Genomic DNA, 13547 nt, shown 5'->3' with positions numbered 1-13547 from the left:
TCAGTGCCCGGCGGGGGTGAACGTCATCCGCCGGTCGGCCGGCGAGTATCCGCTGAGGGTCACGGTCGGTCCGTGTGTGGGAACCGACGGGTCGGGGAAGTCGGCGTCCATCGGCTTGCTCCCCTCGGATCGCCGGTCCACGGTCGGGAACGGCGGCGGGAACGGCGCGGTCAGCTCGATCTGCTTCTCGTAGAACTCCAGCCAGCGCGCGTTGTCGAAGGTGACCGCACCGATCACCCGGCCCTGGTACCCGTACACCCCGGTGAACCGGCGCTCGGCGCGCGAACCCTGGGTGATCATGATCTCGGTGCCCATGGACGGCACGCCGACGGACTTGATGTTCACCCCGAACTGAGAGGACCAGAAGGCCGGAACCCAGATGTGCGGACGTCGGTCCGCGCTCTCGCTGAGCATGTTGTGGGCCGCGGTCTCCGCCTGGCAGACGGCATTGCCCCAGTGCTCCAGCGACAGGAACTGGTAGCCGAAGAGCGGGTGCGGGGAACGGGCGACGTCCCCGGCCACGTAGACGTCGTCGGTGACGATGCCCATGATGTCGAAGGCCCGGCAGCCCGCGTCGCAGGCGATGCCGCGCGGACCCGCGCCCAGCCCGGAGCCCATCAGCCACTCGGTGTTGCGCTGCGCGCCCAGGCAGACGACGACCACGTCGCACTCCACCGCGGCGCCGTCGGACAGGTGCGCGGCCCGGACCCGCCCGGTCGAGTCGCCCTCCAGCCCGGTCACCATCACGCCGGTGCGCAGGTCCACGCCGTGCTCCCGGTGGAGTTCGCCGGCCACCTGGCCGATGACCCCGCCGAGCGCGCCCACCAGCGGGGCGGCGCCCCGTTCGGCGACGGTGACCTCGATCCCGCGCTCCCGGCAGGCGGAGGCGATCTCGGACCCGGTGAAGCCGGCGCCGATGACCAGGACCCGGCGCGGTCCCGCGTCGAACCGTCGGGCGAGCGCCGCCCCGTCGTCGCGGGTGCGCAGGACGAACACGCCGTCGAGTTCGGCCTCCGCCTGGTTCGGCCAGGGCCGGGCCCGCACCCCGGTGGCGATCACGAGCCGGTCGTACGGCACCTCGTCGCCGTCGGCCAGCCTGACCCGCTTCCCCGCCATGTCCAGACCGCTCGCCGCCACGCCGAGCCGCCACTCGGCATCGATCGCGCGGCGGCGGGGGAGCGCGGTGCGCTCGGCGGTCGTCCTGCCCAGCAGCACCTGCTTCGACAGCGGCGGGCGGTCGTACGGCTCGTACGGTTCGTCACCGATCATGGTGAGTGAGCCTTTGAAACCCTTGTCACGGAGGGTTTCGGCGGCCCGCAGGCCGGCCAGGGAGGCACCCACGACGACGACCCGGCCACGGCTTTTGAGCTGCTCCAGGGCCGTGTCAGGCATCGGAGGCCTCCAGATCCTCGACGAGGATCGCCTGGACGGGACAGGCAGCGGCCGCCTGGGCCACGCGCTCGCGCTGGGCGGCCTCCGCCTGCGGATCGTAGAGCAGTCCCTCTTCCCCGTGCATCGCGAAGACGTCGGGCGCGAGGAAGGCACATTGCGCGTACCCCTGGCACCGGTTCAGGTCGACGACAAGCCTCAGCAAGGTACGGTCCTTTCGGTGGCCCCCTCGGCTTCCCGGCCCAGCGTGCGGGACGCGTCCGGGAACGGCCCGTCAGTCAGAGCCGTTGGAGTGACGGGGCGGCGGTTGTGCCCCGCGGCGGGCGACGCGCAGCACGTACAGGCTGAGCACCAGGGCCCACGCCGGGAACACCATCTCCGACCACGGCACGGACGCGCCCACCACCAGCAGGACCAGCCCGACGAGGAACCCGAACGCGCTCAGCGGACGCGGGAGGACGCCGAGCCGGCGCCCGATGGCCGAGGTGGCGAAAACGAAGACAGCGGCCATCCGCATGGCGTACGTGGTCAGCAGCGTGTACGCGAAGTGCCGGCCGAAGGCCTCCGGCTGGTCCGCGGCGAGCACCGTGCCCGCCGCGGCGGTGGCCCCGAACAGCGCGGCGACGAAGACCAGCCCGCTGCCCAGGAACACGGTCGCGAGGAACCGGTCCTCGGCCTCGCCCGTGTGCTCCCGCAGGGCGCCCATGAACCACAGGAAGGCGATGCCGGCGAACGGCACCATCCGGACCGCCGCGCTCACGGCGGACCGCCCCCCTCCGCCGACGGTGATCGTGTCCCCGCCCGCTCCCGACGGCAGCGCCGTGCGCACGATGACGATCGCCGTGCCCAGCAGCACGGCGAAGGCCACTCCGGCGAACCCCGCGGCCCGGGGTGTGCTCAGACCGGCTTCCCGGGACGTACCCCGCACGTGTTGTCTCATCCCACCAGCAAGCCGCCCCGGCGGCCCGGCGGCCAGCGGGACCGCCCGCCCGGGTGACCCTGCGTCTCCACCTTGACGGGTGGTCAACGCTTCTTGACCGTGCGGTCGCGGCGTCCGAGATCAGGATTCCACCGTGGTGCGGGCCCGCGGGGGATGCGGGCGTTGCTAGTAGACGAGCTTGTACGTCACGTCGTGCGACACCGGCTCCGGGGCCGCCTCGGGGTAGACCAGGCGGATCACGGTGAAGCGGTGCGTCCCGGGCCGGTCGGGCCACGGTTGCGGACGGCTGAGGGTGACCTGTACCGGGTACGGGCGGAACCGGCCGGCCGCGCAGTACGGGCGGCAGTCGTTGACCATGTCGGTGCCGGTGGCCGTCGCGGTGGCCGGGCCCCACGTGTGCCAGCGCAGCCCGACCAGGCGGTTGTTGCCGTCGCCGCAGGCGAGGAGGTACTCCGCGGGACGCACCTGCGGCTCCTCGAAGCAGTCGACGACCACGAGCGGCGCGGGGGCCGGGGCCGGGGCCGAGACGGGCCCGGGTCCGGTTGCGTGGGCGACCGGTACGGACGTGACGGCCAGTGCGGCTGCCGCGCACAGGAGTGCCGCGGTCCGTGCCCGGGCGGCAATGGTGCCGGTGCGTCGACGGGTGCCCGCTGTGTCCACGAGACCCCTCCTTGCCCTCGCGTGCCGCCGCGGCGACGGCTGTGCCGCGGCCACCGCCAGCTTCCCTCATCGGAGCACGGCCCGCACCTGCAGACCGCCGTCGCGGGCTCCGGTATATCCCGTTTCGTCCGGCCTCACGGGGCTCGGACCGCGCGGATCCGGTCAAGCTGAATGGCCGTTCGGTGAACCGCGAGCGGCCGACAGCAGGTCAAGAGGCTCCATATGGCACACGGGCACCACCGTCACGGCGCGTCGGCGGCCGACTACCCGGGGGTCGCACCCCGCGTGAGCTGCCCGAACGTCCGGTCGGTCACCGATATTCGAACGTCATGTCCGTAAATCGGCCGTGCTTATGCGACCCGCCTTCATGTCCGGCAGACTCGGGCACGTCGAAACGCGATATCGCAAGAAAGTATCGCGCTCAACCTTTGAATCGAAAGTTGGTCCTGTCGTGCGTTACCGCTTCGCTACCGTCTCCGCCGCCGCCCTCCTCTGCGTGGCGGGCGCCACGGGCATGGCGGAGGCCAAGCCCGCAAGCCTGTACGCCCCGTCCGCCATGGTCTTCGCCGTCGCCAAGGGCGACGACCCCGCCACCGCCACCTTCCTCCGGGCCTCCACCCTGAGCTGCGCGCCGAGCGCCCAGGGAACGCACCCCGACGCCAAGGCGGCCTGCGCGGCTCTGAAGTCCACCGACGGCAACCTCGACCGTCTGCTGTCCGCCCCGAACCCGGACCGCGCGTGTCCGATGCACTACGACCCCGTCACCGTGACCGTCGACGGCGTGTGGGAGGGCAGCCACGTCTCCTGGAAGCGCACCTTCTCCAACAGCTGCGCCATGAACGCGACCCTGAACGGCAACCCCGTCTTCGTGTTCTGACCCTCCCCGCAGATCCGGCCCGACCGCCACGGGCCGGACCACCCCCGCACACGGTTCAGCAGGCGCGCACCGGCTGGAGGTTGTGGACGTACCGGGCCGAGACCCAGCCGTTGACGCCCTGGAGCCGGTACCACTGCGGGTTGCCCTCCACCCAGCCGCCACGCTTCTCGCAGTTGAGGAGCACGTGCTGCTGCGGGCGCAGCAACGCGACCACGCCCGAGTACAGCGTCGGCTTGCTGCGGACCTTCAGGTTGACCCGGGACACCACCAGCCCCTGTGGATGGCCGGCCCTCGCAGCTGTCCGTCCCGACGCCTCCGGGGAGCCCGAGTGGCCTGCGGCAGTCCAGCCGCCCGCCCCCAGGACCGCGCCCGCCACCATCGCAGACACCACCGCCGCCTTCTTCACCATCAGCTCGTCTCCTGCCCGCACGTCGACACCGGACCGAGGGCACCGGCTGCGGAGCCCGCCTGCCTCGACTATCGGCCTGCACGGCCGCGGGAGGGCCCGGGACACGCCTGGACCCACCCGCATGGAGGACCGCCCCGCGGCGGTACCAAAACGGCCGGCGGCGGCAGGGCGACCGGCTGTCGAACGCCGTCACCCGCCGCCACCGGCCTCCCGAGTTCATCCCCGCCCCCACCGGCGCAGATCACCGGGGCGCGTCACCGAGGAGCCGGAGCGCAGTGCGGACCCGCTCCTCACCAGTAGTGTCTGCGGCCCCCCACGGCGTGCCCGGCCGCACCGAGCACCCACAGCACCACGCCAATCAGAACGAGGATCAGGCCGAGTGTCCACAGGATCGAGATCCCGAACACCAGGCCGATGATCAGCAGAATCACTCCGAGCACAATCACGAGAACCTCCTCGCCCCCTGAACGGGACTCCCTGCGAACGGGACTCCCTGCGTCTACCACCGATGTGGCGCGGCATGCGTGCGGGCCGGGGGAATCCCGATCGGAGGGGGATTGAGGGGAGGATGCCGGGCCTCACTGCTCCTTGAGCACGGAGAGGATGTTGCCCGCGGGGTCCTTGAACCAGGCGATCTCGGGGCCGCCGTCGTCCTCGCGGGCGATGCCCTTCTCGTCCTGGTCGAAACCCTCGTACCGTTCGAACGTCACACCCCTCGCCGCCAGGCCGTCGACCGCCGCGTCGACGTCCGGCACGGGGAAGTTCAGCACGGTGAACGTGGCGGGCTCGTGGTCGTCCTTCGGGTACAGCAGGACGTCGTTGCCGCCGGCCAGGCGGAGGAAGAGCATTCCGCCGTCCTCCGAGACCCGCAGCCCGAGCGTCGAGCCGTAGAAATCCCTGACGTCCTCGATCCGCCGTACCGAAAAACCGCTGAAGGCCCTGCTGTCCGCCAGCATGGCGCATCCCTTCCTTCCGGGGTCGGGCCGACCACAGAGGTGCGGCCCTCGTCGTCCATCGTCCTTCGGACCAGGGCGCGTGCACGGCCCCCGCGCCGGTCGCCTCGACCGTCCGGGTGAGGGCGAAGCGATGCGTTCGTCCGCGGAGTTCCCCGCGCTGCGCGGCAAGGCCGGTGCCCCCGAAGCCGACAGGCCCGTGAGATCGTGGGCCTCGCGGCCCACGCCACCACGCTCCTCCCGGTCCACGCGTGGGAGCGGGAGTCAGGCGCCGTCGAGTACGCCGCGGAGGGCCTCGGCGAACGCCTCCGGGTCACCGTGGCGGCCGTACTCGCCGCCGAGGAACCCTCCGTGGTGGCTCGGGAACAGCGTCAGCCCGATGCCCAGCCCTTCGGCGACCCCCGCGGCGGCCCGCGCCGGGAACCGGCCCTCGGACTCCTTGCCCGCCACGACGACGATCCGCGTGCCCGCCGCGCGCAGCGCCGGGAAGTCCGGCCGGTATGCGGTGCAGCCGCGCATGTTCTGCCCCAGCAGCGGGTCCCCGCGCGAGCCGTCGTCCTCGGCCGGCAGCCCGAAATCGGCCGCGTTCGGGACGGGCCCGTCCCGCCAGTTCTCCTGGAAGGGGCCCGTCCGCATGCTCAGTGCGAGGAACTTGGCCATCGCCGGCCCCATCCCGTCGCGCAGGTACGTGGTGTGGACGTCCTCGCACACGGCCAGGGCCGCCTTCCGGTCCGGCAGGACCTGCACCGTCGGCGGCTCGTGCGCGACGAGGGTCCGCACCAGCTCCGGGTGACGCGCGACCAGGGCCAGGCCGTTGACGGCGCCGCCGCTGCTCGCGAAGACGTCGACCGGGCCCATCCCGGTGGCCTCGATCACCCGCCGGAGGTCCTCGGCGTGCTCCTCGGGCAGGGTCTCCGTCGCGGCGTCGGTGCGGACGCTCCGGCCGGCGCCCCGGGGGTCGTACGTGATGACGGTCCGGTCGGTGAAGTGCGACGCCAGGGTGCCGAACCCGGTGGCGTCCATCGGCGAGCCGATGAGGAACAGGGCCGGCGGCCGTTCTGCCTGCCCGGCTTCGCCCTCCGCGCCGGGTCGCACGTCGTACGCGACCGTGGCGCCCGTCGATTCCAGGGTGCGGGTTGCGGTCTCGGTCATGGCGGGCTCCTCCGGGTCGGTGCTGTCGGAATGCAGACCGGGCCGGCCGCCCGCACTCATCGCTCTCCGGCCCGGAATTTTCGTCCGAGGTCACATGGGAGGAGGCGGCCCCCACCGACGGGCAGGCCGTGCCGGACGGTGTCAGGCTGGGAGAGGGGCTCCCCCCTGCACCGCCGTCACCTTGCGGAGAGAAGCCATGACCCGTGCAGGCAAGCGCGACGCGGCGCCGTGTGGGCGCAGCCGGTTCCTGGCCGCCGCCGCCCTCCTGGCCGGGGGCGTCCTGCAGGCCGGGGCACCCCCGGCTGCCGAGGCCGCCGGGGAGGCCGCCGTCGGCCGGGCTCCGGCGCCGGCGTGCCCCGTCACCCGGCTCGTGGCGAACAGCGCCGAGCGCCTGGGGCCGACCGAGGTGCGGATCACCGTGATCAACGAAGGCCCGAGGCCCTGCACGCTGCGGGGCCACCCCACCGTCGCACTGGCCGGACAGGGCTCGCCCGACAGGAACACCCCCCTCGTCGTCCGGCGGCTGGGCGCCGCCAAGCTGGTGCTGCTGCCCGTCGGCGGCACGGCCGAGACCCGTATCTCGTTCACCCCGGTCCTCGGCGAGGCCGGCGGCTACTGCGAATCCGGCGACGAGCCGACCGTCGCGCCCTCGATGGTCCTGGGCGTCGCGGACGGACTGCTCCAGCTGGCCCCCGAGGACGGCGGGGACTTCGCGCTGTGCGGCACCGTCGTGCGGGCCACCGCTTTCCGCGCGTCCTCCTGACCCGTCCCGCCCCGCCTCCCGATGCCGGGTGAGCCGCGTCTCACCTGACACCGCCGGCTTGTCTATGCAACGAGTTGCATAGCAGGATTTCCGTATGGCGCTCGACCACGCGATCCTCGTCTCCCTGCTGGAGAAGCCGGGCTCCGGCTATGAGCTGGCCCGCCGGTTCGACCGGTCCATCGGTTACTTCTGGACCGCCACCCACCAGCAGATCTACCGCGTCCTCAAGCGCATGGAAGCCGACGGCATGCTCGCCGTCCGCGAGGTCCCGCAGCAGGGCCGGCCGGACAAGAAGGAGTACTCCGTCGCCGGCCCCGGCCGCGCCGCCCTCTCGCGATGGCTGCATGACCCGATCGAACCCGAGAGCCTCCGCCACGACCTCGCCGTGAAGATCCGCGGCGCGGCCTTCGACGACCCCGCCGCACTGATCGGCGAGGTCGAACGACACCGCCGGGCGCACAGCGACCGCCTCGCCCACTACCTCGCCGGGGAAGTCCGCGACTTCACCGGACCCGAGGCCCCCGCACCGCTCGACGCGGGCCGGGAACTCCAGCACGTCGTGCTGCGCGGCGGCATCGCCTACGAGCGGATGACGATCGCCTGGCTCGACGACGTACTCGCCACTCTCCACGGACTCGGCGGCGCGGCGCCGCCGGCCGCGACCGACTGAACCGCACGCCACCGCCCCCCCACGCGACGCACCTCCCACTGCACGGTTGCGCATCCGCGCGTCCGCGCTCCGGCGCTCCCGCGCCCTCCCTCGACTCTCCACCTTTCGGAAGGCGAACCTCCATGTCCGATCCGCTGCTGTTCAACCCGCGCACGTACGACCCGGCGCACTTCGACCCCGAGACCCGCAGGCTGCTGCGCGCCACCGTCGACTGGTTCGAGGAGAGGGGCAAGCGCAAGCTGATCGAGGACTACCGCGACCGGGCCTGGCTGGCGGACTTCCTCGCGTTCGCCGCGAAGGAGGGCCTGTTCGCCACCTTCCTCACCCCGGCCTCCGCCGCCCGGCAGGACGACCAGCGCTGGGACACCGCCCGGATCGCCGCCCTCAACGAGATATTCGGCTTCTACGGCCTCGACTACTGGTACGCCTGGCAGGTGACCATCCTCGGCCTCGGCCCGGTCTGGCAGAGCGACAACGCCGCCGCGCGGGACCGCGCCGCCAAACTCCTCTCCCAGGGCGAGGTGTTCGCCTTCGGCCTCTCCGAGAAGTCCCACGGCGCCGACATCTACTCCACCGACATGCTGCTGGAGCCGTCCACCGACGGTGCCGGCGGCTTCCGGGCCACCGGCTCCAAGTACTACATCGGCAACGGCAACGCCGCAGGACTCGTCTCCGTCTTCGGCCGCCGTACCGACATGGAGGGCCCGGACGCGTACGTCTTCTTCGCGGCGGACAGCCGTCACCCGAACTACCGCCTCGTCAAGAACGTCGTCGACTCCTCCAAGTACGTCAGCGAGTTCCGTCTCGAGGACTACCCGGTCGCGGCGCAGGACGTCCTGCACACCGGCCGCGCCGCTTTCGACGCCGCCCTCAACACCGTCAACGTGGGGAAGTTCAACCTCTGCACCGCCTCGATCGGCATCTGCGAACACGCGATGTACGAGGCCGTCACCCACGCCCACACCCGCATCCTCTACGGGCGCCCCGTCACCTCCTTCCCGCACGTGCGCCGGGAGCTGGCCGACGCCTACGTCCGCCTCGTCGGCATGAAGCTGTTCAGCGACCGCGCCGTCGACTACTTCCGCACGGCCGGCCCCGACGACCGCCGCTACCTGCTCTTCAACCCGATGACGAAGATGAAGGTGACCACGGAGGGCGAGAAGGTCATCGACCTCATGTGGGACGTCATCGCCGCGAAGGGCTTCGAGAAGGACAACTACTTCGCCCAGGCGGCCGTCGAGATCCGGGGCCTGCCCAAGCTGGAGGGCACGGTCCACGTCAATCTCGCGCTGATCCTCAAGTTCATGCGGAACCACCTGCTGGAGCCGGTCGAGTACCCGGCCGTCCCGACCCGCCTCGACGCGGCCGACGACGACTTCCTGTTCCGGCAGGGTCCGGCCCGCGGTCTCGGCTCCGTACGCTTCCACGACTGGCGGCCCGCGTTCGACGCGTACGCCGAGGTGCCGAACGTGGCGCGGTTCCGTGAGCAGGCCGACGCCCTGTGCGAGTTCGTCGCCACCACGGCCCCCGACGAGGAGCAGAGCCGCGACCTCGACTTCCTGCTCTCCGTCGGGCAGCTGTTCGCGCTGGTCGTGCACGGACAGCTGATCCTGGAGCAGGCCCGCCTGACCGACCTGGACCGGGACGTTCTGGACGAGCTGTTCTCCGTGCTCGTCCGCGACTTCTCGGGCCACGCCGTCGAGCTGTACGGCAAGGACTCCGCCACGGCGGAGCAGCAGTCCTGGGCACTGGGCGCGGTCCGCCGCCCCGTCGTCGACGAGGCGCGCGCGGCCCGCGTCTGGGCCCGCGTCGAGGCCCTGTCCGGTGCCTATGAGATGACCCCGTAACGGCCCAGGCGAAGTCCGGGAAGCGGGCGGGCCCACACGTCGCCGTGGGGCCCGCCCACTGCCGCAGGTCCTGCCGTCCGCCGTCTGCTGCCCCGGCGCCCGTCACACGGGCGACTCCGTCAGACCAGCGTCTGCGTCAGCAGCTGCGTGGCCCTGACGATCACCTCGTTGTCCCGCGGAGCGGTCGCCTCCGCCCTGGTGGTGAGGATGGCCATCACCAGCGGCGGCCGTCCCGGCGGCCAGGCGATGCCCACGTCGTTGTTGGTCCCGTACGACCCGGCACCGGTCTTGTCCCCGAGCGCCCACTGCGCCGGCACGCCCTTGCGCATCCGCTCTTTGCTCGTGGTGTTGGCCAGCAGCCACCGGTTCAGGTGCTCCCGGTGCCGCGGGGACAGCGCGTTGCCGAGCGCGAGCCGCGTGTACGTCAGCCCGATCGCGCGGGGGCTGGTGGTGTCGGTGACCCGGTCGGGCTCGGCCGAGTTCAGTGCGGGCTCCCACCGGTCGAGCCGGGTCGTGCGGTCCCCGAGGGAACGGCAGAAGCGGGTGATCGCGGTGGGGCCGCCCAGCTCGCGCAGCAGCAGGTTCGCGGCCGCGTTGTCGCTCTGGGCGATGGCGGCGGAGCACAGCTCGGCCACGGTCAGGCCGTTGGCGATGTTCTCCTCGGCCTGAGTGATCTCACCGCCGCCGGCGTCCGTGACGTCCTGCAGCGTGTAGTGGATGCGCTTGGCGAGGCGGGTGCCGTCGTGGTCGAGGTCCCGCATCACCGCCGCCGCGGCGACGGTCTTGAACACCGAGCACATGGGGAAGAGCTCGTCGGCACGGTGCAGGACGGTCCGGCCGGTGGCGGTGTCCCGTGCGTACACCCCCAGCCGTACCCCGCGTTCGCGCTCCAGCTCGCGCAGTCGTGCCACGACGCCGTCGGCGCGGTACGGCGAGGCGGCACGGGCGGTGCCCGCCGACATGGTCGCGGCCAGCACCGCCCCCGCCCCCGCGGTCAGCAGCGCACGACGGGACGGTGTTGCTCCCGGTGTCTTCACGTCAGCCTCTCCTCTGTCTTGCCCGTGGTGGTCGGTCACGTGAGAGGAAAGACGCCAAACAAGATCATGTCGGTTCCCGGGGCCCGCGCCGGGAGCGGCCCGCGCCGGCGCGGGGCCTATGTCCGCCCCGGCCCGTACAGCAGTGCCTCCAGCCCGTGCGCGGCGGCCGCCCCGGTGAAGTCCTGCCAGCCGATCGAGCCGTCGCCGTCCGAGTCGATCAGTTCGAACGCGGCGGTCGCGTCCCGTCCGGGCACCCCTTTGACCTCCCGCCACACCGTGAAGTCGTGAAGGTCCATCAGCCCGTCCCCGTCCCGGTCGGCCACGGTGAACTGTGCGTGCAGGACCGCCATCACCTCCGCCGAGCCGGAGGGTGCGCCCGAGGCCGCCTCCGAGGCGGGCAGGGAGTCGAACCACTCCCGGTACTCCTGCCGGTCGATCCTCCCGTCGCGGTCGTGGTCGACCAGCTCGGCCTGCCGCTCCCACAGCGCCTCGTTCGCCTCGATCAGGGCGCGCCCCTTCGGCGAGTGGGGCCCCATGCCGTACGACTGCAGGAACTGCTCCGCACTGGCCCGGTAGTCCTCCGCGGACACCACCCCGTCCCCGTTCGTGTCCAACCGGTCGAAGATCTCGTCGGCCACCGCCGCCTTCTTGACGCTCATGCCGGGAGCGTAGGCGGCACCGGCCCGCAGACTTCCCGATTGACGCACCCGGGGGCGTGTCCCGGCGGAGCCGCCGGTCACCATGGCGAGCGGGAGTCCTGAGGCGGGGCGGGACCGCCGGGCGCTCAGGCGAGGGCTGCCAGGACACGGTCCGGGGTGAGGGGGAGTTCGCGGATCCGGCGGCCGCTCGCGTGGTGGAAGGCGTTGCCGATGGCCGCCGCGGTGCCGACGATTCCGATCTCGCCGATGCCTTTGCTGCCCATCGGGTTGAGGTGCTTGTCGTGCTCGTCGATCCAGTGCACCTCGATGTCGGGCACGTCGGCATGGGCGGGTACGTGGTAGGAGGCGAGGTCGCTCTCGGTGAACTCCCCGAAGGCAGGGTCCATGGTGCTGTGTTCGGTGAGGGCCATGCCCAGCCCCATGACCATGCCTCCGACGAGCTGGGAGCGGGCGGTGAGCGGGTTGAGGATGCGGCCGGCGGCGAAGACGCCGAGGAGCCGCCGGACCCGCACCTCGCCGGTGACGGTGTCGGCCTGCACCTCCGCGAAGTGGGCGCCGAACGCGTGCCTGGCGTACGGGGACTTCTGCTTGACGGAGGCCGTCGTATCGGCCGGCACGGACACCCCTGCTGCGGGGAGCGGGCCGCTGCGGCGGGCGAGGAGGGCGAGGAGGCCGGTGCAGGCGTCGTGGACCGCCCATCCCCAGGAGGCGGTGCCCGCCGAGCCTCCGGCCACCGAGCCGTGTGGCAGCGCGGAGTGCCCGATCTCCACCCTGACCCGGTCCGGGGGGACGCGCAGCGCGTCGGCGGCGATCTGCCCCAGGACGGTGCGCGCGCCGGTCCCCAGGTCGGTGGCGTTGGTCTGGACGAGGTACGTGCCGTCCGGGAGGGCGTGTGCCCGAGCCGAGGAGGGGGCGATGTACACCGGGTAGGTGGCGGCGGCGACCCCGGTGCCGATCAGCAGCGGGCCGTCCCGGCGGGGTGTGCGGTGCGCGGCCCAGCCGAACCGGGCGGCCCCTTCGCGCAGGCATTCGACCAGATGGCGGCTGCTGAAGGGGTGGCCGGTGTCGGGTTCGGTGTCGGGCTCGTTGCGGATGCGCAGCTCGACGGGGTCGATGCCGAGGGCCGTGGCCAGCTCGTCCAGCGCCGATTCCAGGGCGTACATGCCGGGGCACTCGCCGGGCGCCCGCATCCAGGACGGCGTGGGTACGTCGAGGGGGACGACGCGGTGGGTGGTGAGGAGGGCGGGCGCGGCGTACATGACGCGGGCGGGGACGGCGGCCTGCTCGACGAACTCCCGGATGCGGGAGGTGTGGGTGGTGACCTCGTGGGCGAGCGCGGTGAGCGTGCCGTCCGCGCGGGCGCCCAGGCGTACGCGGTGCAGGGTGGGCGGGCGGTGGCCGACGACGGCTGCGAGGTGGCGTCGGGGCAGGGCGAGGGTGACGGGGCGGCCGGTGTGCCGTGCGGCCATCGCGGCGAGGACGACGTGCGGGCGCGGGGTGCCCTTGCAGCCGAATGCACCGCCGATGTGTTCGCAGATCACCGTGACGCGGTCTTCGGGCAGTCGGAAGAGGGAGGCCAGTGTGGAGCGCACGAGTCCGGATCCCTGGCTGGAGTCGTACACGGTGAGGGATCCGGAGCCGGACTCCCAACGGGCGGTGGCGGCGTGCGGCTCCATGGGGTGGTTGTGCAGCGGTGGCACGGCGTACGCGCAGTCCACCCGGACCGGCGAGGCGGCGAACGCGGCGGCCGCGTCGCCCTTCTCGCGGTGGGCGGGATAGCCGCCGTTGACCTGTTCGGGTGTGTAGGCGGCGGGGTGGTCGGCGTGCAGGACGGCTTCGTGGGGCGCGGTGTCGAAGGTGACGCGTACGGCAGCAGCGGCCTCCCGGGCGGCCTCCGGCGTCTCGGCCACGGCCAGGGCCACGTACCAGCCGCGGTGGGGCACCTCGGGGTCCTGGAGCACGCGGAGGGTGGGATCGTCGGCGGGGCCCAGGCGGGGCGCGTCGAAGGGGGTGAGGACGGCGAGGACGCCGGGCAGCGCGAGCGCGGCGGCGGTGTCGACGGCGGTGACGCGTCCGCGGACCACGGTGGCGGGGACCGGCCATCCGTATGCCCGGTCCGGCGGGGCGTACTCGGCGGCGTAGCGGGCCGTTCCGGTGACCTTCTCCTTGCCTTCGCGGCGAGTGGCGGGGC

15 protein-coding genes are annotated in these 13547 nt (G+C 72.6%); 4 read left to right on the top strand and 11 right to left on the bottom strand.

The window, feature by feature from the left end:
- The 4 genes from HYE82_RS13465 to HYE82_RS13450 all read right to left on the bottom strand — a co-directional run bounded on the left by HYE82_RS13465 (position 1) and on the right by HYE82_RS13450 (position 2989).
- The gene (locus HYE82_RS13465; protein WP_179174250.1) at positions 1 to 1392 is read right to left on the bottom strand and encodes an NAD(P)/FAD-dependent oxidoreductase; all 1392 of its coding nucleotides are present in this window, start codon (positions 1390 to 1392) and stop codon (positions 1 to 3) included.
- Positions 1385 to 1591 (bottom strand): ferredoxin, encoded by a 207-nt coding sequence (locus HYE82_RS13460; RefSeq protein ID WP_179174268.1) that lies wholly within the window; start codon positions 1589 to 1591, stop codon positions 1385 to 1387. Before HYE82_RS13460 ends, HYE82_RS13465 begins: the two co-directional genes overlap by 8 nt.
- Positions 1592 to 1663: 72 nt before the next feature.
- Positions 1664 to 2329 carry a hypothetical protein gene (locus tag HYE82_RS13455; RefSeq protein ID WP_179174249.1) on the bottom strand — a complete coding sequence of 222 codons (666 nt, stop codon included), beginning with the start codon at positions 2327 to 2329 and terminating at the stop codon, positions 1664 to 1666.
- A gap of 165 nt (positions 2330 to 2494) precedes the next feature.
- Complete coding sequence (locus HYE82_RS13450; protein ID WP_179174248.1) at positions 2495 to 2989, bottom strand: hypothetical protein; 495 nt, start codon at positions 2987 to 2989, stop codon at positions 2495 to 2497.
- A 451-nt stretch (positions 2990 to 3440) separates the two neighbouring features.
- On the opposite strand from HYE82_RS13450, the gene HYE82_RS13445 reads away from it, so the two are divergent.
- Complete coding sequence (locus HYE82_RS13445) at positions 3441 to 3866, top strand: subtilase-type protease inhibitor (RefSeq protein WP_309144303.1); 426 nt, start codon at positions 3441 to 3443, stop codon at positions 3864 to 3866.
- A 55-nt stretch (positions 3867 to 3921) separates the two neighbouring features.
- On the opposite strand, the gene HYE82_RS13440 is transcribed toward HYE82_RS13445, so the two are convergent.
- The 4 genes from HYE82_RS13440 to HYE82_RS13425 all read right to left on the bottom strand — a co-directional run bounded on the left by HYE82_RS13440 (position 3922) and on the right by HYE82_RS13425 (position 6380).
- Positions 3922 to 4296 carry a hypothetical protein gene (locus HYE82_RS13440; RefSeq protein ID WP_218782581.1) on the bottom strand — a complete coding sequence of 125 codons (375 nt, stop codon included), beginning with the start codon at positions 4294 to 4296 and terminating at the stop codon, positions 3922 to 3924.
- A 269-nt stretch (positions 4297 to 4565) separates the two neighbouring features.
- A complete protein-coding gene (locus HYE82_RS13435; RefSeq protein ID WP_179174246.1) occupies positions 4566 to 4721 on the bottom strand; it encodes a DUF6131 family protein in 156 nt (51 codons plus the stop codon).
- A gap of 132 nt (positions 4722 to 4853) precedes the next feature.
- The gene (locus HYE82_RS13430) at positions 4854 to 5231 is read right to left on the bottom strand and encodes a VOC family protein (RefSeq protein ID WP_179174245.1); all 378 of its coding nucleotides are present in this window, start codon (positions 5229 to 5231) and stop codon (positions 4854 to 4856) included.
- 261 nt (positions 5232 to 5492) lie between these two features.
- Complete coding sequence (locus HYE82_RS13425; protein WP_179174244.1) at positions 5493 to 6380, bottom strand: alpha/beta fold hydrolase; 888 nt, start codon at positions 6378 to 6380, stop codon at positions 5493 to 5495.
- A 196-nt stretch (positions 6381 to 6576) separates the two neighbouring features.
- On the opposite strand from HYE82_RS13425, the gene HYE82_RS13420 reads away from it, so the two are divergent.
- The 3 genes from HYE82_RS13420 to HYE82_RS13410 all read left to right on the top strand — a co-directional run bounded on the left by HYE82_RS13420 (position 6577) and on the right by HYE82_RS13410 (position 9660).
- Positions 6577 to 7143 carry a DUF4232 domain-containing protein gene (locus HYE82_RS13420; protein ID WP_179174243.1) on the top strand — a complete coding sequence of 189 codons (567 nt, stop codon included), beginning with the start codon at positions 6577 to 6579 and terminating at the stop codon, positions 7141 to 7143.
- A 94-nt stretch (positions 7144 to 7237) separates the two neighbouring features.
- Positions 7238 to 7813, top strand: coding sequence for a PadR family transcriptional regulator (locus HYE82_RS13415; RefSeq protein WP_179174242.1), 576 nt, complete (start codon positions 7238 to 7240; stop codon positions 7811 to 7813).
- 122 nt (positions 7814 to 7935) lie between these two features.
- Positions 7936 to 9660: an acyl-CoA dehydrogenase family protein gene (locus tag HYE82_RS13410; protein WP_179174241.1), complete on the top strand. Its 1725-nt coding sequence runs from the start codon at positions 7936 to 7938 to the stop codon at positions 9658 to 9660.
- Between the two features lie 119 nt (positions 9661 to 9779).
- Here HYE82_RS13410 and bla read toward each other — a convergent pair whose 3' ends face one another.
- From bla to HYE82_RS13395, 3 genes are all read right to left on the bottom strand, one after another.
- Positions 9780 to 10697 carry a class A beta-lactamase gene (bla, locus tag HYE82_RS13405; protein ID WP_309144302.1) on the bottom strand — a complete coding sequence of 306 codons (918 nt, stop codon included), beginning with the start codon at positions 10695 to 10697 and terminating at the stop codon, positions 9780 to 9782.
- Positions 10698 to 10813: 116 nt separating this feature from the next.
- Positions 10814 to 11356 carry an EF-hand domain-containing protein gene (locus HYE82_RS13400; protein WP_179174240.1) on the bottom strand — a complete coding sequence of 181 codons (543 nt, stop codon included), beginning with the start codon at positions 11354 to 11356 and terminating at the stop codon, positions 10814 to 10816.
- A 125-nt stretch (positions 11357 to 11481) separates the two neighbouring features.
- Positions 11482 to 13547: xanthine dehydrogenase family protein molybdopterin-binding subunit (locus HYE82_RS13395; RefSeq protein ID WP_179174239.1), on the bottom strand; the 2066-nt coding region annotated here is incomplete at its 5' end.

The sequence above is a fragment of the Streptomyces sp. BR123 genome (genome assembly GCF_013401435.1).
Taxonomy (GTDB): domain Bacteria; phylum Actinomycetota; class Actinomycetes; order Streptomycetales; family Streptomycetaceae; genus Streptomyces.
This window is presented reverse-complemented; position numbering and strand designations above follow the sequence as displayed.